The organism is Xanthomonas vasicola, from assembly GCF_000772705.2.
In the GTDB taxonomy this organism is placed as follows: Bacteria; Pseudomonadota; Gammaproteobacteria; order Xanthomonadales; family Xanthomonadaceae; genus Xanthomonas; species Xanthomonas vasicola.
Genome location: NZ_JSBW02000001.1, coordinates 1 through 18853, shown reverse-complemented (window position 1 = coordinate 18853; position 18853 = coordinate 1). Strand labels below are relative to the sequence as shown.

Annotated in this window: 12 protein-coding genes; 8 read left to right on the top strand and 4 right to left on the bottom strand. The window is 65.3% G+C overall.

What is annotated here, in order from left to right; translation table 11 throughout:
- The first annotated feature begins 712 nt into the window (after nt 1–712).
- The 3 genes from ttcA to NX05_RS00050 all read left to right on the top strand — a co-directional run bounded on the left by ttcA (nt 713) and on the right by NX05_RS00050 (nt 3739).
- Nucleotides 713–1630, top strand: coding sequence for a tRNA 2-thiocytidine(32) synthetase TtcA (gene ttcA, locus NX05_RS00060; RefSeq protein WP_039436236.1), 918 nt, complete (start codon nt 713–715; stop codon nt 1628–1630).
- A gap of 63 nt (nt 1631–1693) precedes the next feature.
- Nucleotides 1694–2599, top strand: coding sequence for a recombination-associated protein RdgC (locus tag NX05_RS00055; protein WP_039436234.1), 906 nt, complete (start codon nt 1694–1696; stop codon nt 2597–2599).
- 354 nt (nt 2600–2953) lie between these two features.
- Nucleotides 2954–3739, top strand: coding sequence for a YgjP family zinc-dependent metalloprotease (locus tag NX05_RS00050; RefSeq protein ID WP_039436233.1), 786 nt, complete (start codon nt 2954–2956; stop codon nt 3737–3739).
- A 548-nt stretch (nt 3740–4287) separates the two neighbouring features.
- On the opposite strand, the gene NX05_RS00045 is transcribed toward NX05_RS00050, so the two are convergent.
- Nucleotides 4288–5148, bottom strand: coding sequence for an alpha/beta fold hydrolase (locus NX05_RS00045; protein WP_039436230.1), 861 nt, complete (start codon nt 5146–5148; stop codon nt 4288–4290).
- Between the two features lie 2 nt (nt 5149–5150).
- A complete protein-coding gene (hemH, locus tag NX05_RS00040; protein WP_017122873.1) occupies nt 5151–6116 on the bottom strand; it encodes a ferrochelatase in 966 nt (321 codons plus the stop codon).
- Nucleotides 6117–6270: 154 nt separating this feature from the next.
- On the opposite strand from hemH, the gene NX05_RS00035 reads away from it, so the two are divergent.
- From NX05_RS00035 to tatC, 4 genes are all read left to right on the top strand, one after another.
- Nucleotides 6271–7176 (top strand): lipid-binding SYLF domain-containing protein, encoded by a 906-nt coding sequence (locus NX05_RS00035; protein WP_017115997.1) that lies wholly within the window; start codon nt 6271–6273, stop codon nt 7174–7176.
- Between the two features lie 73 nt (nt 7177–7249).
- Nucleotides 7250–7477, top strand: coding sequence for a Sec-independent protein translocase subunit TatA (gene tatA, locus NX05_RS00030; protein WP_003484969.1), 228 nt, complete (start codon nt 7250–7252; stop codon nt 7475–7477).
- Between the two features lie 15 nt (nt 7478–7492).
- Nucleotides 7493–8119, top strand: a complete 627-nt coding sequence (tatB, locus tag NX05_RS00025; protein WP_039436227.1) for a Sec-independent protein translocase protein TatB — start codon at nt 7493–7495, stop codon at nt 8117–8119.
- On the top strand, nt 8116–8871 hold the full coding sequence (tatC, locus tag NX05_RS00020) for a twin-arginine translocase subunit TatC (protein WP_017118276.1): 756 nt from the start codon (nt 8116–8118) through the stop codon (nt 8869–8871). Before tatB ends, tatC begins: the two co-directional genes overlap by 4 nt.
- 147 nt (nt 8872–9018) lie before the next feature.
- Here the strand turns inward: tatC and NX05_RS00015 are convergent, their stop codons facing one another.
- Both NX05_RS00015 and NX05_RS00010 read right to left on the bottom strand, forming a co-directional pair.
- Nucleotides 9019–9918, bottom strand: a complete 900-nt coding sequence (locus NX05_RS00015; protein ID WP_039436223.1) for a BPSS1780 family membrane protein — start codon at nt 9916–9918, stop codon at nt 9019–9021.
- A 59-nt stretch (nt 9919–9977) separates the two neighbouring features.
- Complete coding sequence (locus tag NX05_RS00010) at nt 9978–10730, bottom strand: glutamine amidotransferase (RefSeq protein ID WP_010374473.1); 753 nt, start codon at nt 10728–10730, stop codon at nt 9978–9980.
- Nucleotides 10731–11198: 468 nt separating this feature from the next.
- On the opposite strand from NX05_RS00010, the gene NX05_RS00005 reads away from it, so the two are divergent.
- Nucleotides 11199–18853, top strand: a 7655-nt coding sequence (locus NX05_RS00005; RefSeq protein ID WP_053012818.1) for a type III secretion system effector XopAD, incomplete at its 3' end; no start/stop codon positions are given.

The following is an 18853-nucleotide window of genomic DNA, read 5'->3' as shown; positions in this document are numbered from 1 at the left end:
CTTCTTGGTGGCGTCGTAGACCTTGAAGGCGAGCGGGTTGTCCGAATCGCGGCCTTCGAAACCGATCTTGCCGATGCCGGGGAAATATTCTTTCGCGCCGATGTAGACGGTGTTGCTCATGGGGTGAACTCCTGCAGCAGGGGAGGGAAGAAGTGATCAGCGTCACGCCGGGATAGCGGCATCAGCGCGCAGACCATCGCCACGTGCCGGTTGCAATGCGTCAGAACACGCAACCGATGCATCCGCACGACCGTCATTCGCATCCAGCCAAAGAATGTTAGCGCTACCACAATTACCGCTGAAAAAAGCCGCGCGTCCTAGCGAAGCTGAAGAGGCCATGCCGATCCCAGGTGAAGCGGCCCAGTGACTGTACCGAGCCGGCGGCCGAAAGGCTTGCTGCGCTGCGAGATGCGAACTGTGCTGCAGCCCTGGCAAAGGCCACATTGGCCGAAAGAGGGGCGTGCAAGCACCGCACGCGTCCGCACTGCAAGCATCGCCGACGAAAACCGAGCATCCGACAAAGTCATTACCCGGCGACGACCGCAGCGCAGTGCTCGCAGCAAACAGGTCTGCATTGGCCGGCCCCGCCGCGGCCGCCAGCGCCGTCTTCTGCGTCAACGTAAACGCAGTCAGAAGACAGCTGGCAACCCACTGCCTCGCACGTAGCCCACACGGTCGCCTACCAGCCCCCGCCAGCTACAATGGCCGGCTTATGACCGCTGTCCTGCCGCTGCCGCAACCCCTGGCCGACCCCGCGCCGCGCGACCCGCGCCAGCGGCTGCAGCGTGCACAGCTGCGCCTGGGCAAACGCCTCCAGCGCCAGGTGGGCCAGGCGATTGCCGACTTCAGCATGATCGCGCCCGGCGACAAGATCATGGTCTGCCTGTCCGGCGGCAAGGACAGCTACACCTTGCTGGACATGCTGCTGCAGTTGCAGCGCAAGGCGCCTGTGCCGTTCACGCTGGTGGCGGTGAACCTGGACCAGAAGCAGCCCGACTTTCCCGCGCATGTGCTGCCGGCCTACCTGCGCGGGCTGGGGGTGCCGTTCGACATCGTCGAGCAGGACACCTATTCGGTGGTCAGCCGGGTGATTCCGGCCGGCAAGACGATGTGTTCGTTGTGCTCGCGGCTGCGGCGTGGCGCGTTGTATGCCTACGCGCAGACGCATGGAGTGACCAAGATCGCACTCGGCCATCACCGCGACGACATCGTGGCCACCTTCTTCATGAACCTGTTTCACCACGCGCGGCTGGCGGCGATGGCGCCCAAGCTGCGCAGCGACGACGGTGCGCATGTGGTGATCCGCCCGCTGGCCTACGTGCGCGAAGCCGACATCGCCGCGTACGCGCAGGCGCGGCAGTTCCCGATCATTCCGTGCAACTTGTGCGGCAGTCAGGAAAATTTGCAGCGCCAGCAGGTCGGCAAGATGCTGCAGCAATGGGACCGCGAGCAGCCCGGGCGCGTGGAGCAGATCGCGCGCGCCTTGGGCGACGTACGCCCCGAACAACTGGCCGACCGCACGCTGTTCGATTTCCTGGCGCTGGGCCGCAGCGGCGCAGCACCGCCCGGTCCTGCGCCTGATTCCAGCGCGTGGCTGTCGGCCAGCGACGCCGCCCACGATAGCGACTGACGCGGCCGCTCCGGCTGCCGGCAGTCTTCCACCCTCCACGTTTTTCTTCATTCGGTCCAACGCATGTTCTTTCGCAACCTCACCGTGTTCCGCTTTCCCACCACCCTGGATTTCTCCGAGATCGACACGCTGCTGCCGCAAGTGCAGCTAAAGCCGGTCGGCCCGTTGGAAATGAGTTCGCGCGGCTTCATTTCGCCGTTCGGCCGCGACGAGCAGGAAGTGCTCTCGCACCGTCTGGAAGATTTTCTGTGGCTCACCGTCGGTGGTGAGGACAAGATCCTGCCCGGCGCAGTGGTCAACGATCTGCTCGAGCGCAAAGTCGCCGAGATCGAAGAAAAGGAAGGCCGCCGCCCCGGAGGCAAGGCACGCAAACGTCTCAAGGACGACCTGATCCATGAGCTGCTGCCGCGCGCCTTCGTCAAAAGCTCGCGCACCGACGCCATCCTGGATTTGCAGCACGGCTATATCGCGGTCAACAGCTCCAGCCGCAAGAGCGGCGAGAACGTGATGAGCGAGATCCGCGGCGCGCTCGGCAGCTTCCCGGCGCTGCCGCTGAATGCCGAAGTCGCCCCGCGCGCCATCCTTACCGGCTGGATCGCCGGCGAGCCCTTGCCCGAAGGCCTGAGCCTGGGCGAAGAGTGCGAGATGAAAGACCCCATCGAAGGCGGCGCGGTGGTCAAGTGCCAGCACCAGGAGCTGCGCGGCGACGAGATCGACAAGCATCTGGAAGCCGGCAAGCAGGTCACCAAGCTGGCGCTGGTGCTGGATGACAATCTGTCGTTCGTGCTCGGCGATGATCTGGTGATCCGCAAGCTCAAGTTCCTCGACGGCGCCCTGGATCAGCTCGAACACAGCGAAGACGACGGCGCGCGCGCCGAACTCGATGCACGCTTTACGCTGATGAGCGCGGAAATCCGCCGGTTGTTCCTGTTGCTGGAAACTGCGTTGAAGTTGAGCAAGGCAGAGTAACCAGGCTTGGACCTGTGGCCGCGTCTCTGGCGTGATCCAAGGCGTAAATCCAACGCGCGGTGGGTCGAGGGCGCGATGCCCTCACCGCCTGCGGGACAAGTCTGAACCCGCAAGCGCTGAGGAGACCACACCAGAGCGTCGGCCGGCTGCTTTACTGAAGGACATACGTACGATGTCTCCTGCGACGGTGGCGGACGAGGGCCCGGCAGCAAAGTCGTAGATCAGCTGCCCTACAACTGATCCATCGGTTGTCCAATCTCTCCTAGCGAGGACACCGATCACGGTCCCGCAGTCATCGAATGCAGCAAGCATTCCGTCTCACCGCCTGACACATCGCAGCGGTATCCTCTGCGCATGTTCAAGCCCGTCCGCCGCCTGATTGCACCGCCGTCGCAGGTTGTCGAACGTGACTGCGTGCGCGTGCAACTGGAAGGCCGCGAGATCGCGGTGCTGCGTGTGCGCGACCCACGTGCGCGACGCATCAAACTCAGCGTCGACGAACGCGGCGCGCGGCTGACCTTGCCGTTGCGCGCAAGCCTGATTTCCGGCGAGCGCTTTTTGCATGCACATCTGGATTGGCTGAGCATGCAGCTGTCGCGTTATCAGCAGGTCGATGCATTTCCTGCACTGCAGCGCGGCGTGCCGGGGCAACTGCCATTGCGCGGTGCATTGCTGCCGTTGAGCTGGCACGAAGGGCGCTATGCACGCATCGACATCACCGATGAAGGCGCGCAGTTTTATGTGCCCACCGGCTTGGGCGATGCCGGCTTACGCCGCACCCTGAAGGAATTCTACGAAGCGCAGGCGCGCGCCGACGTCGGCCGCTGGCTCCCGAACTATCTGCACGGCCTGCCGCGCGCACCGGCACGGCTGCGCCTGAAGGTGATGTCCTCGCAGTGGGGCTCACTCGCACCGGACAGCTCGATGGCGCTGGATCTGGCACTGGTGCTCGGTCGCTCTTCTGCGTTCGAGTACGTGTTGGTGCACGAGCTCTGCCATCTGGTGCAAGCGAATCATTCGCCCGCCTTCTGGGCCGAAGTGGAACAACGCTTTCCCGCCTGGCGCGACGAGCGCAGTTATTTTCACGAACATGGTCGCCAGCTCAAGGCGCAACTGCGCCGCTTGCTGCATGCCGAATAACGCAGGCGCAGCGCGTGGCATTTAGTCGCCGTATTTACTGGGCAGGGGCACGCACTTGAGTGCGACAATGGGGGATCAACGCGGCAACCACCTGATGGCCAGGCGTCATTGGCAATGACCGCTACCGCGCGGGGTGCTTGAAGATCAGACGCGGCCACTGCCCAGCCGCAACGGTTGAGCTTCACCCTCGATGCGAGTGCCGGGCATAAGGTGACGAAGTGGCGAGCGCCACGTGTAAGACGCCGCCCTGGCAAGTTGCCAGCAGGCCAACGGTGACAACCCGGCAAAGCATTTTGACAGGGCGCTTTCGGTGGCAGCAGCGCCTACCTCCAGCGAGCGTGCCGATATCCAATGGTCTGCGTGACACGCAACCGTCCATGCCTGTTCCAACAGCACGCGATCGTCCGCGTCCAAATGGGGAACCGCACGCACCACTTGGATAAATGTCCACGGCGCATGCTACGAGTCGAAGGATTCAACTGCGCTGACAACACCACAGGCGGCATATGCAATGGGTCTAGTTCACCTGGGTGCGACGCCTGGCCACATCACGCGCGCGGCAACGTATCCAAAAACCCATTGATCACCGCCGCCACTGCCTCAGGCGCCCCCATATGCACATGATGCGTGCCCGGCAGCAGGTGCAGGCGCGCATCGCGCATCATCGCCACGCGGTGGTCACGTAGCGCAGCCGGGAAATACGGCTGTGCGGGTGTGGCGAAGATGGCCTGGGTGGGGCAGGCGATCGAGGCCAGCAGCACGTCGATCTGCGCCTCGGTCATGCGAATAGCGGCCGGCAGGGTCAGGCGCGGGTCGCTGCACCAGCTGTAGCCGCCCTCCACCACGCGCACGCCACGTTCGACCAGCAGGCGCGCGGCCGGTTCGGTGAGCCGATTGGCCATCATGCGCGCGCGTATCGGCATCTCCATCGACGGAAACACCCGCAGCGGCCGCTCTGCCAGCGTGCGCGCCGACACCACTGCACCGCGCAGGCGTGTGGCGGTAGTTTCCACCGGCTCGGCCAGTGCGCCCAGCGCTTCGATGGCGATCAACGCCTCCGCCCGCTCCGGTGCGGCTGCGGCCAGCAGGCTGGCAACGCCGCCGCCCAGCGAGTGGCCGAGCAGGGTGAAGCGCTCCCAGCCCAGCGCGTCGGCAACCTGCAACAGCTGCTGGATGGTGGTGCTCAGAGTGTACTCGGCGCCGATCGGTAGCCATCCACTGTGACCGTGGCCGGGCAGATCCAGCAGCACCAGATCCAACTCCTGCGCGTGCAGATGCGCACTCAGCGGCACAAAGCTGGCCGCGTTATCCAACCAGCCATGCAAGGCCATCATCCGGCGCGGGCCGCGTTCCGAATTGCGCAATCCGGTGACCCGGCCAATGGGCACCTCGCACGCAAACGGCTCCAACCTCACGCGCGACGCGCCACGTCGGCCAGCGCGTGCGCATGCGCATCGCTGGCGTTGAGGCAGGGGATATAGCTCAGCGTGGCGCCGCGCTCGGCCAGCGTTTCGGCAAAGCCCAGCGCCACTTCTTCCAGCGTTTCCAGGCAATCGGTGGCAAAGCCCGGGCAGACCAGATCGAAGCTGCGCACACCGCCTTCAGCCAGCGCCCATAGCGTGGGTTCGGCGTATGGCTGCAGCCAGCGTTCTGCGCCAAAGCGCGACTGGTAGCCCATCTGCCATTCGTCTGCTCCCAGCCCCAGCGCCGCCACAATCGCCTGCGCGCTGCGTTCGCACTGCTGCGGATACGGGTCACCGGCATTGGCCACGCGCTGCGGCAGGCCGTGGAAGGAGAACATCAGCTTCTCGCTGCGCCCATGCACCTGCCAATGCGCGCGGATCGACTCGGCAATTGCCGCCACCCAGCCGGCGTCCTCGCAGTATTCCTGGATCACCTCCACCGCGATCTCCGGCGCGCTCGGGCGCCAGGCATCCACCACGTCCTGGATCGAGGCGGTGGTGGTGGTGGAATACTGCGGATACAGCGGCAACACCACGATGCGCTTGATGCCGCGTGCACGCAGCCCGTCCAGCGTCTTGCGCAACGCCGGCTCGCCGTAGCGCATGGCCCATTCCACATGCCAGTCGGGCATCACCGCTTTCAGGCCCTCGGCCAGGCGGCGCGTGTAGACCGCCAACGGCGAGCCGTCCGGCAACCACACCTTGGCGTATTTTTCGGCCGACTTAGGGCCGCGGATCGGCAGGATCACCCCGTACAGCAGTGGTTTCCAGAAGAGCGGCGGAATCGCGACCACGCGGCGGTCGCTGAGGAACTCGGCCAGGTAGCGGCGCACGGCCGGGGCGGTCGGCGATTCGGGGGTGCCGAGGTTGACGACCAGCAGGGCGGTATCGGGTGTCGTGTTCATGCGCACCATTCTGGCAGAGGCTGGCATCCCTGCGGAGGACAGCGCAACGATCGCTGTGATCGGCCGTCTCTTCCACTGCCGGTTGCGCTCACCACCGATTCATTGCGCCAGCACTAACGTCGCGGCATTGCTATCTTTAACGGAATATCCCTTGGAGCTTGTCATGCCTCGTTTGTCGCGCCTGGCCCTGTTGTTGTCGCTGACGTTGGTCGCCGGCCATGCCGTCGCCGGCCCGGAAGAAGACCAGCGCGCACGTAATGCGGTGCGGGTGCTCACCGAGATCATGAAGATCCCCGAGCAGGCCATTCCGGACAAGTTGCTCGATGAAGCGCGCGCCATCGTGGTCATTCCCGACACGCTCAAGGCTGGCCTGGTAATCGGCGGCCGTCGCGGCCATGGTTTGATGTCGATGAAGAACCCTGACGGCAGCTGGTCGCAGCCGGTGTTCGTCAAGCTCACCGGCGGCAGCATCGGCTTCCAGGCCGGCGTGCAGTCGTCCGACGTGGTGCTGGTGTTCCGTAACGACCGCAGCCTGGACAACATCGTCAACGGCAAATTCACCCTCGGCGCCGATGCCGGCGTGGCCGCAGGCCCGGTTGGCCGCAACGCTGCCGCGGCAACCGATGGTCAGCTCAAGGCCGAAATCTGGTCGTGGTCGCGCGCCCGTGGCTTGTTCGCCGGCGTTGCACTGGACGGTGCGGTCCTGCAGATCGACGATGCCGCCGATCTCAACGCCTATGGCGGTGGCGCGACCCCGCGCATGATCTTCGAAGGGCGCACAAACGAACGCCCGTCTACCGATGTGATCGCCTTCCGCGACCGCCTGGAAGAGGCCACCTATACCGCACGCACCAATCGCGGCACCGATGCCGCTGCCGATGGCGCGCCGCCGGCACCGCGTCCGCAGACTCCGCCTGCGTCGCAGGCACAGCAACCGACCAATGTGCCGCCAGCCAACGAAGCCAGCACCGTGCCGATGCAGCCCAGCGCGACGCCGCCCGCCCAGCAAGGTTTCCAGCCGGTGTCGGAGGGCGAAATCCGCACCGAATCACTAGACGGTAACCGCTAAAGCACTGTCATCCCCCTGCGCGGTGCGCTGGGGTATCCTGCGTCTTCCTTCTTTTTCAGCAAGCGAGCAGATCATGGGCGGTTTCAGCATTTGGCACTGGCTGATCGTGCTGGTGATCGTGTTGCTGGTGTTCGGTACCAAGCGGCTCACCAGCGGTGCCAAGGATCTCGGCAGCGCGGTCAAGGAATTCAAGAAAGGCATGCACGACGACGACAAGCCGGCCGGCAAGCTCGGCGACGACTCTCGCACTGCCGAGCAGGCGCGTGAGGCGCAGGCCGAACGCGACCGCGACGCGCGCTGATCCGGAGCGGCGTCGGTGTTTGACATAGGTATTGGCGAACTGACGCTGATTGCGGTCGTCGCCCTGGTGGTGCTCGGCCCCGAGCGTTTGCCCAAGGCGGCCCGATTCGCCGGACTGTGGGTGCGCCGTGCGCGCATGCAATGGGATTCGGTCAAGCAGGAACTCGAACGCGAACTCGAGGCCGAAGAGCTCAAGCGCAGCCTGCAGGATGTACAGGCGTCGCTACGCGAGGCCGAAGACCAGTTGCGCAACAAGCAGCAGCAAGTCGAGCAGGGCGCCCGTGCGCTGCATGAGGACGTCAGCCGAGATATCGACATCCGCGCCAGCGCCACGCCGGTGGCAACGCCGCTGGAGCTGGCGCATGCAGACGTGTCTGCCAGCGCTCATATCGATGCGGCAGCAGGCGCATCAGATGCGCCCGGAGCTGCACACACCGCGCCGGTGATTGCGCAAGCTCAACCCATTGCGCCAGCGCCGCATCAAACCTTGGTCCCGGCGCCCCACGACACGAGAGTGCCCGCACCGCACGCCGCGCATCTCACCAGCGCGCCTGCGCCGGTGACCGTGGCGCCAGTCGATGCGGGTACGCCGACCGCGCCAACGCCTAGCGAGCCGATCAAGATCCAGGAGAAACAGCCGTGAGCCTGTTCGACGACGCACAGGCCGAAAGCAGTCTGATCGAGCATCTGGTCGAATTACGCGCCCGTCTGGTGCGCGCGCTGATCGGTCTGGGCGTGGTGCTGCTGGCGTTGCTGCCGTTCTCGCGGGCGATCTACTCGTGGCTGGCCGCACCGCTGATTTCGCAGCTGCCGTTAGGGCAGACGATGATCGCGATGAACCCGGCCGGTGCGTTCTTCGCCCCGCTCAAACTCACCTTCTTCGTAGCAGTGTTCTTCAGCGTGCCGTGGTTGCTGTATCAGGCCTGGGCATTCGTGGCGCCGGGGTTGTACCAGCGCGAAAAGAAGCTGGCGTTCCCGTTGCTAGCCTCGGCGGTGGCGCTGTTCTACATCGGCTGCGCGTTCGCGTACTTCCTGGTGTTGCCAGCAGTGTTCCACTTCCTGACCACGTTCAAGCCGGACGTGATTGCCATTACCCCAGACGCCAACTCGTACCTGGATTTCGTTCTCGCCATCTTCTTCGCCTTCGGTGCCAGTTTCGAGCTGCCGGTGGCGCTGGTGATCCTGGTGCTGCTGGGCTGGGTCACGCCGAAACAGCTCAGCGAAGGCCGCGGCTACGCCATCGTCGGCATTTTCATCCTGGCCGCCGTGCTCACCCCGCCAGACGTCGTGTCGCAGCTGATGCTCGCCATCCCGATGTGCCTGCTCTACGAGCTGGGCATCATGGCCTCGCGTGCGGTGGCACCGAAGGATGCGGCGTCCAACGCTGCTAGTTAAGCGATGAGCGCGCGTCCTTCGTGTCTGCGGTCGATGCCGTATGCGCGATTGTGCCGAGTGTGACTGCACCACCATCCACCCGAAAGAACAAAAAAAGCCGCTCTTTCGAGCGGCTTTTGCTACGCCTCAGCAATGCCCGTGCGTGATTCAGGCGACAAACACATCCGGCCGCGATGGCGGGGCTGGTTGGGCGGCGGCGCCGTCGTGGGTGAACATCTGCTTCCATGCCGCATACACCGAGCCGGCGAACACCGGCATGAGCACGGCCATCAACAGCAGCTGGGCCAGCCACATCGCCACGGTCTGGCCGGCGACCAGGCCGACAATCAGCGCCACGATCATTACGCCGAAATAGATCGCGAAGATGGCGATGAAGGCCAGCACGAAGAACACCAGCATCGCCGGCAGGTTGTGCAGGCTGGCGCGCAGGCTTTCGCGCAGTGCGTGACCGCCGGTGCTGCGGTTGAACATGACCTGTGGCGGCATGACGAACAGCGCCAGCGTCATCGCGGCGAAGGTGGCGATGGTCAGCAGCAGCCACAGCAGGATGCGCCCTGCCGGCAGGCTGGCGGCCAATTGCTCGATCTGCACCGGATCCGGCTGCGCGCCGGACTGGCTGATCTGGTTGATCTTGACCATCACCTCGGACAACTGCTGCAGCCCGCTGGTGCCGATCATCGCCAGTAGCAGCACACCCAGCAGCAGGCCGGCAATCAACTGCGGCAGCAGCGACACCAGCAGATGCGGCGCACGGCCGTCCTGTAGGCCATGCAGCAAATGCGACGGTTTGGCGATGCGGCCTTCGTCCACTTCGCGGATGGCCCACAGCAGGCCGCCCATGAACAACGGGCCGGCCAGCACCAGCAGGAACTGCAGAGCCGGGCCCAACAGAGGCACCAGGACCGACAGCGACACCACCAACGAGGCGGCCACGCTCCAGATCACCCCCATCGAACCAAGCGCCAGCGGCGCCCGCTTCAATAGCGAGAAACCGGTCAACAGCCACTGTGCGCCGGCAGATGCCGGCACCTTACGAATTTCGCTCATTCCCATTCCGGATCGATACGCGCGCCGGACCATCCGGCGTCCCGCAATTATCGCTGCTTTTACGTGCGTGCGGCGGGACGAGCGTCCACTGTTTGCAGGCCGCGTGCGTGATGCACGAAACGGCGCAACAGCTTGCGGGCGATGGGGGCGGCGGTGACCTCGCGGGCGACCGTGCGGGCGCAACGTCCGTGGCGGGCGATGCAGTCCGCACGCGCCTGCACATAGCCGCGCATGTGGTGGGTGGCGAATTCGGGGTGGAACTGGACGCCCCAGGTGGCCCGGCCCCAGCGAAAGGCATGGCAACGGTCCTGCCGGGAGTGCGCCAGCACGATGGCGCCGTCGGGGGCACGCACGACCGTCTGCAGATGGGTGGCATGGGCCGGGAACTGCGGCGGAAGCCCTGCAAATAGAGGGTCTTGCTCGGCCGGCGGATGCAGCTCCAGCGCGATGGTGCCGGATTCGCGCCCGGCCGGGTTGTAGTCGACTTCGCCGCCCAGCGCATGCGCCAGCAACTGGTGCCCGTAGCAAATGCCCAGCAGCGGCATGCCCTGATACGCGGCCTGGCGCAGCCATTGGGCACTGCGTTCGCTCCAGTCGGCGCGGTCGGTGACGAAGGCAGCCGAGCCGCTGACGATGATGCCGGCAAAGTCGGCCGGGTCGGGCAGCGCATCGCCGTTGGCAACGTCGATGGCGACCGTTTCCTGTTCGGCCAGCCCGGCCGCCACGCGGATCCAGTGCGGGAAACGGCCGTATCGCTTCATCTCCGGCACGGGCTGCCCGGTTTCGATGATCAGGAACGGCAAAACGGACATGCGCGAAGATCCGGACACAACAGATACCCCCGATGGTAGGCGGCAGTGACGCGTTTTTTTCAAGCGGCCCTCCAAGAAGCGCGCTGCGGGTCATTGCCGAATGACATGTCCTGATTCCCTCGCAGCCAGATGCGGATGATGGTAGCGGTGGTCGTCGACGGTTGCATGTCCTGGATATCGGCAGACAAACGCACGACTGGACCGACAGGGCCTTTATGCCGTCGCTGTGGTCAGGTCGAGGCAAGGTTCGGCGGGATTGGCGTGGAAAAACATCGAATCGTGCATAACCATCAGAACACTGTGCTTGGAGGCTGCGGAGCACGTCGCCGTGCCGGCTTGCTGCATCCCATGCGTTCAATCCATGCCATGTGTTGGGGCCATTGGCGCAACTTGGGGCGGGCGTCGCACACGTCGTCGGCGCTTCGTATTGAACACGTCGCTCGCGGGCAGATTGACTAAATTTCGGGCATGAAAACTCATGCCACCAATTCAAACGCGTTCCGCAAAAATCCGCCTTACGCTCATGAGGAAAAGCCCAGGCTAACGGAGGATGAGGCAGCAGCCAGCACCAGCGGCGCGCATCAACGGTTTGGACGGCCGCCTACAAAACGGCCGAGGAGAGAGGCGGATGCCCCGGGGGCGTCGACGCGAGACAACAAGCCCTTTCGCGCAAGCACCTTGAGAAAAGAGGAAATCGATGCCAGCGAAGGGGCATGGGACAGGCGCTTTCGGCACTGGCAGCCCTCTGCCGTAAAAAACGAGCGCATCAAAACCGAGCGGCAGCTGGACACGATGACCGCTGACCTCGACGCGTCGCCAGCGCATCTTCGGCCACAACGACCCTTGCAGCATGGTGTGGAGGTAAGGGCATTTTTTCGACCGCGCGAACAACCGTCCGAGCGGTCCGCAAGAAAGCGACCGCGTGAAGAGCAAGCGCCATCTCGGCAGTCAAAGCGGCCATTCCATGGCGTGGCGCGGACATGGGACGACCTGCGCACGGCCGAACATCAGCTGGACTGGGCGGAACAAAAGCGGCTACAGGCGCAGCGACAGCACCAGCAGCAACAGCTCGGTGAGTCCCACGGAATCGCTCGCAACCACAATGCGGGCCTGTGCGTGTCGATGGCATACGACAACGAGCTGGCGCATCGCATGCGTGGCAGCATGGCGTTGCCCTTTCTGGAAGAAAGGGTCGCCGCGCAACTTAACGCGCATCGGCTGGACAAATACCTTCAGCTGATTGTCACTGCACGGCGCGCCAGGGCAGGGGTGACGCCCCGCGATCTGGATCGTTGCACCGAGCTTGCGGCGCAGTACCTCTCCAAGACCGCATGGTTCGAAGGTGCATCGCTGAAGCAGCTGGCGCATGTGGGCAACAAGCTAAGCAAGCACCAGAACCTGCCCGCGTGCATGGAGGCCATCGCGTGGATCGCTGGACAGGTCACGCAGGCCGATGATCTGGTGGGGCTGGGGGGCTACCCGTCAGTTCTCCTGCTGAATGCCTTCTCAAAGAATCTCGATAGCGGCCGGTGTGAACGCGCGGCGGCGCGTTTGGCACGTCATCTGCTGCGTGACGACAAAGCCCGACAGTCGCTGAGCGGGCAGAACATCAGCCTGGCGCTCAATGCTTTCAGCAAGTGGTCCGATAATCCGGACTGCCAGGCGATGGCGCACCGGTTTGCCGCGCTTGTCGCCAGCGACAAGCGCCTGCGCTACGCCATGGATGCGCAGAGCGTGGCGACCGCGCTTAACGCCCTGTGCAAATGGCCCGACACACCCGACTGCGAAAATGCCGTCAGCGCGCTAGCCGAGCGGTTGGCCGACGAGTTCAGATTGCGCAATGAACTGAAGCCGCAAGAAGTGGCAAATGCGCTCAACGCCCTGAGCAAATGGGCCGCCACCCCGGTCTGTGCGGCGGCCGCCAGTGCGCTGGCCGAACGGTTGGTGGGCGATCCCGGCTTGCGCAAGGCTCTCGACCCCATCAACGTGACTCAAGCGCTCAACGCTCTGAGCAAGTGGCCCGATAATGAGCTCTGTGCGGCCGCCGCCATCGCACTGGCCAAGTGGCTGGCCGACGACCCCGAGTTATGCAAGTCCCTGAACGCGCGAGGCCTGTCCAACGCGCTCAATGCCCTGAGTAAATGGCCCGACAACCAGGTGTGTGCAGCTGCCGTCAGTGCGCTGGCAGAGCGGGTTGCCGACGAACCCGAGCTGCGCAAGGACCTGGACGGGCAAGGTGTGTCCAACGTGCTCAACGCGCTGAGCAAATGGCCCGACACTCCGGTCTGTGCAGCCGCCGCCAGTGCGCTGGCCGAACGCTTGGTCGACGATCCCGAGTTGCGCAAGGATCTGGGCCCGCGAGGTGTGGCCAACCTGCTCAACGCACTGAGCAAATGGCCGGATACACCGATCTGTGGGCAGGCCGCCAGCGCGCTGGCCGGCCTGCTGGCCCACGATCCCGACTTGTGCAACGCCTTCGACCCGATCAACTTGATCCAAGCGCTGGAGGCCCTGGGCAAATGGGCCGACACGCCTGTCTGTGCGCAGGCCGCCAACGCGCTGGCCGAGCGGCTGGTCGATGAGAGGAGGTTGCACAAGGCCCTCAAGCCGCTAGAAGTGGTCATCGCGCTCCATTCCCTGATCAGATGGCCCGATTCGCCGATCTGCGCGGAGGCCGCCAGCGCGCTGGCCGAGCGTCTGGTCGACGAGCCTCAGTTGCGCAATGCGCTCGACGCACCCCAAGTTGCCACCGCGCTCAAAGCCTTGAGCAAATGGCCTGACAAGGAGATCTGTGCGGAGGCCGCCAGCGCGCTGGCCGAGCGGCTGGCCGACGAGCCCCAGTTGCGCAAGGACCTGGACCGGCAAGGTGTGGTCGTCGTGCTCAACGCGTTGAGCAAATGGCCGGACAGGGCGGTTTGTGCTGAGGCCGTCGACGCGTTGGCCGAGCGGCTGGTCGACGAGCCCGACCTGCGCGAGCAACTTGGCCCGGTAGACGTAACCAACGTCTTGAATGCCTTGAGTAAATGGCCAGGCACCGAGCTTTGTGCGAAAGCCGCCCGCAGGCTGGCCGGGCGCATAGTCGACGATCCTCTGTTGCGCGAAAGCTTCAATTCACTGGACGTGGGCAACGCGTTGAATGCCTTGAGCAAATGGCCCGACAACGAGGACTGTGCGAAGGCCGCAGGCGGGCTGGCCGAGCGGCTGGCCATAGATTCCCGGTTAGTCAAGGCACTGGACCCGCAAGGCGTGGCCAGCGTACTCAACGCCCTGAGCAAATGGCCCCACAGGCAGGACTGCGGGAATGCCGCAGAAGCGCTGGCCAGGCGGTTGGCTAAAGATCCCAAGCTACGCAAGGCCCTCCACGCGAGGCATGTAGCCGCGGCGCTCAATGCCTTGTGCAAATGGCCCGACAACCAGGCCTGTGCGGCGGCGGCCGGCGCGTTGGCCGCGCGGCTGGCAGTCGAGCCCGATTTGCGCAATGCACTCAAGCCGCAAGAAGTGGCCATCGCGCTGCATGCGGTGGGCAGTTGGCCCGACAACGAGGATTGTGTGAAGGCCGCAGGCGCGCTGGCTGGGTGGCTGGGCAAAAATTCGAGGTTAGTCGAGGCGCTGGACCCGCAAGGCGTGGCCACCGTGCTCAACGCCTTGTGCAAGTGGCCCGGGAACCAGGCCTATTCGGCGGCCGCCAGCGCGCTGGCCGCGCGGCTGGCAGTCGAGCCCGATTTGCATAATGGGCTCAAGCCGCAAGAAGTGGCGAGCGTGCTCAACGCCCTGAGCAAATGGCCCGCCACGCAGGACTGCGAGAAGGCAGCCGGTGCGCTAGCCAAGCGGCTGGCCAAAGATGCCGAGTTACGGGAGGGCCTGACCTCGCATGGCATGGGCACCGTATTCAACGCCCTGAGCAAATGGCCCGACAACGAGGTCTGTGCGAAAGCCGTCCGTGCGCTGGCCGAGCGGTTGGCCAAAAAGCCCGAGTTGTGCAAGGCCCTCGACGCTTGCAGCTTGCCCCAGGTGATCAACGCCCTGAGCAAATGGCCCGACAACAAGCTCTGTGCGGCGGCCGCCGGTGTGCTGGCCGAGCGCTTGGCCAAAGATTCCCGATTGGTCAAGGCGTTGGACCCGGCTGGCGTGTCCATGGCACTCAATGCCCTATGCAAATGGCACGACAACAAGGTCTGTGCAGCGGCCGTCAGTGCGCTGGCCAAGCGGTTGGTCAGCGATCCCCTGTTACGCAAGGCTCTGGGCGCGCAAGGCGTGGCCAATGCGTTCAACGCCTTGAGCAAATGGCCCGACACGCAGGACTGCGAGAAGGCCGCCTGTGCGCTAGCCGAGGGGCTTACGCATGATCCGGATTTTTGCACGGCTCTCGACCCTATCCATGTAGCCCAAATTCTCAACGCCCTGCGCAAATGGCCGGGCACTCAGGTCTGCGAGACGGCGATCGAACTTTTGGCGGCGAGGCTGGCGAACGATCCCCTGTTGCGGCAGGCACTGGACCCGCAAGGCATGACCATCTCGCTCAATGCGCTCAACAGATGCCTTGCCAGGCCGGTGTGCCAGTCGGCATTTGTGCTGCTCGCCGAGCGCGCAGGCTCGCCCGAGCTGCCCTGGCGGCAGTTTGAGATGCGTGCGCTCGCGATGGTGGCCAACGCGATCTCCCGGCTGTTGCACCTGGACGAAGAGGACGAAGAGGAGGATGGGCAGTTCCGGACCCTGGGTGTCGCCAAGCTGCAGGCGATGGCCGGGCACCTGGATGTGCACCGCGCGCGGTTTGCGTCCGCTTCGGCCGCCGATATCGGTGTGCTCTTCAAGGCTCTTGCGTCGGCGCGGCTTCAGCGCCAGATGCGTTCGCTGGGACAGCCAGCGCTGGAGCAGGTGTCGGCCCTGATCGGGGACGATGGGTTACGCCAGACCAGCCTTGAGGGGATCGGCAGCCTCTGCATGGGACTGTTGCCGTTCATCCGCAGTCCGGAGTTGGCCCCCCGGCATCGGGGCCAGGCATTGCACGTGTTCGATACGTTGCAGCCCATCGTCGCGCGCAAGATCGACCTGTACTTGGACGGGGACGGCGCACGCGCGTCGGCCGGCATCGAACAGCATGCAACGCGCTGCCCGGCGCTGACCTTCTACCAGGTGCTCAAGGCCTACGCGGTGGTGAGCCGGCAGTGGAAGGCGCGCCATCTTGAGGGTCCGCGGAAGGAACTGCGCCAGCGCCGCGACGAACTGGTGAAGTGGGTGGACCTGACGCTGGCGCGCACGCGCGAGGCGATCGAGGCGGACCTGGGCGAGATGAGCTGGAACCTGATCGCGCAGATCGAGGCCGGCGAGCAGGTGTTCGACGCGCTGGACCTGCGCATGGCCAAGGACGCGCCGACGATTACCCAGGCCCATCCACCGACCCGCTTTGACCTGGACCGTGGGCGCTTGAGCATGTCCTCGGTTCCCGGCCGGCTGGTGGCGCCGGCGCCCGGCCGCGGCAGCACGACCCATGTGGTGGTCGATCTGGTGGGCAAGGAGCTGTCGACCAACCGGTCCGAATCGGACAAGCCGTATTCGCTGTTTGCACGCCTGACCGGCCTGCCGCTGGTGGAAGTGCAACTGCCTGGTGAGCTATCGACCTTCATGCTGGCGCGGACGTTCAACTACAACGGCGAGCCCTGGCGCTTCGACCTGTTCGGCGGCAGCCGCGCGGCGCGCAGCAAATCCGGTAGCCACAGCGTCGCGCTGGCTCAAAAAAAGGAGTCGGCGTCGCTGTTGCCGGCCTTCCGCTATGTCGACACCGCTCCGGGCAGCAGCCTGATGCAGCTGGCGGCCAAGCTCGCTCCGCAACGCGAGGACTGGTCGCGCATGCAGCGCTCGCTGCTGGAGATGGTGCCCAGTGACCATGTCGTGGAAGGCACGCTGCGCCTGGGCGTGTTCGATGACGTCGAGGGCCCTGCGCATCCGTTCAAGCCGTTGGCCGTGGATGGCACGGCCCTGGCGTTGTGCCCCAACGATGGTTGCGGCTTCCTGAAACTGGAGGTGGCCTTGGCCATTCCGGCCTTCCGCAAGCATTACGAGGCCTGGCACGCGGTGCAGGCAAACCAGGCCACCGAGGAGCAGCGCGAGCTGGTGGCCAAGGACAAGGGGCCTTCGCTGATGCCGGCGCAGGCGCTGCAGCATTACCCGCGCGATGCCGCGGCGCTGGAAGAGGCGCACGCGGCGATGCAGGACCGGCTGCGGACACTCGAGCCGACAGGCGATGATCCGCTGTGGGTGTACAGGCCGCTCATCGGCGGTGGCTACCAGGGCCAGCGCGTGCGGGCGGTGCCGTCGGCCGACGACCAGGTGCATCTGCCGCAGCAGCGCAGCCAGGCCTTCGACGTCGCGGGCGGCCCGTTGCTGCTCGGCAAGCCTCCCTACGACAAGGAAAATCTGCTGCCGGTGCCGGAGCAGCGCATCGCCACCGTGGCCACGGGCGACGCTACCGCCGCGTTCCTCTCCCAGTGCTTTGGCATCCAGTACAGCTACACCGGTTTCGATGATCGTTCCGGCGCCGATCCGCAGATGCTGCACAGCAAGGGCATGCTGGTGGTGGTGCCGGAGCAGCAGTGGCCGGCCGCGTTCAGCGACACCGACCTGGCCTGCTCCAAGGAAGATCTGAAGACGCTGTCGTGCTGGACAAACGGCCGTGACCGCGGTGCCTTGCCGCGCGACATCCTCAGCACCGGCAGCCTGCGGCTCAAGGACATCGTGGAGCCTGGGCGCCTGGGCGCACTGCCGATTGACGAGTTGCGCAAACGCAACATGGACACCGACGGCGACGACGCCTTCGTCTACGCAGGCTACCCCAAGCTGGCCGCGCTGATTTCGCGGGTGATGTTCGATCGCCAGGCCCGGCGCGGCCGGCAACAGTCCTTCAAGCCGCCGAAGACGGCCACGCCGGCCATCGAGCCGGTCACCGGTCACTACCAGCCCGGGCGGCTGGCCGAGATCATGTCCCTCAAGCGCGGTCAGCGCATCACCTCGGCGGCCGCCACGCTGGCGTCGCGTTTCATGGGGCAGCCGGACGACCTGCGCGAAGCGATGGCGCGGGACATGATGTTCGGCACCTACGATGGCATCGAGCGCGGCTTGCGCAACGGTTTGCGCGAGCTGCTCGAAGAGCAGGTCCGCGATCCCCAGGTGTTGGCCACGCTGCGCGTGCAGGCACGCGAGGCGATCGAACGCGCCCACCTGCCCGAGGCGCGTGAAGCTGCCGCGTTGCTGCACGCACAGCTGCTTGCGCTTGCGGCGGACCCGGCCGCCGACAGCGCCGCGCCGGCGTTGCCCGAGGCCCTGGCTGAGGCGTTTCCCGGTTTGGCCAAGGCCTACGAGTCCGCCGCTGGCGTGGAGGCGCGCATCCACGCCATCCTGGACAACTACCCGGTGTGCCGGCTGTCGCATGCGCAGTTCCCGGACGGGCAACCCGGGCTCGTCCCCGGCGAGCCGGAACTGACCATGCGCAACCTGTTCACCATCGCGATCAAGGTCGGCACCGATGCGCTGAAGTCCGACACCGGCACAGCGCTGTTCGCCAAGATCGTGGAGGCCTGCGAACGGTCCGAGCGGAACTTCGCCGAGCGGGTCCGCAACGTGCCCTACAGCAGGGCAACCGCCCGGGCCATGCAGGACGGGCGCTTCGATCCCGAACAGACCAAGCTGTTGCTGCAGCGCATGCCGTCGATGGCCGCCGGCGTCATGGAAGACGCGCTTGAGGCGCTCCAGCAGGCCGGCTGGATCGCCCGGTCGCAGCCGCCGGCCGAGCGGCTGCGCGCCGTGCAGCCGCAGGACATTGCGCTCAAGGCACAGGCCTTGCTCGGGCGCGCTCGCCAGATGGAGCCGCAGGTCACCGACATGCTGCAGCGCATTGCCGCGCGTCATGGTGGGCAACTGGCCGGCACGCAGCATCAACTGAAGTCCTACGGTTCGTTGCAGGACAAGCTCAAGCAGCGGGTGGCACTGAAAAAGCAGACGCTGGAAGAAGCGGCAGCCAACGTCAACGATGCGCTGCGCTACAGCATGGTGCTGGAACCGCGGGACTTTACCGCCGGCCTGCGCGCCGTGCTCGCCGCACTGGACGATCAGGGCCATGCACGGGTCAG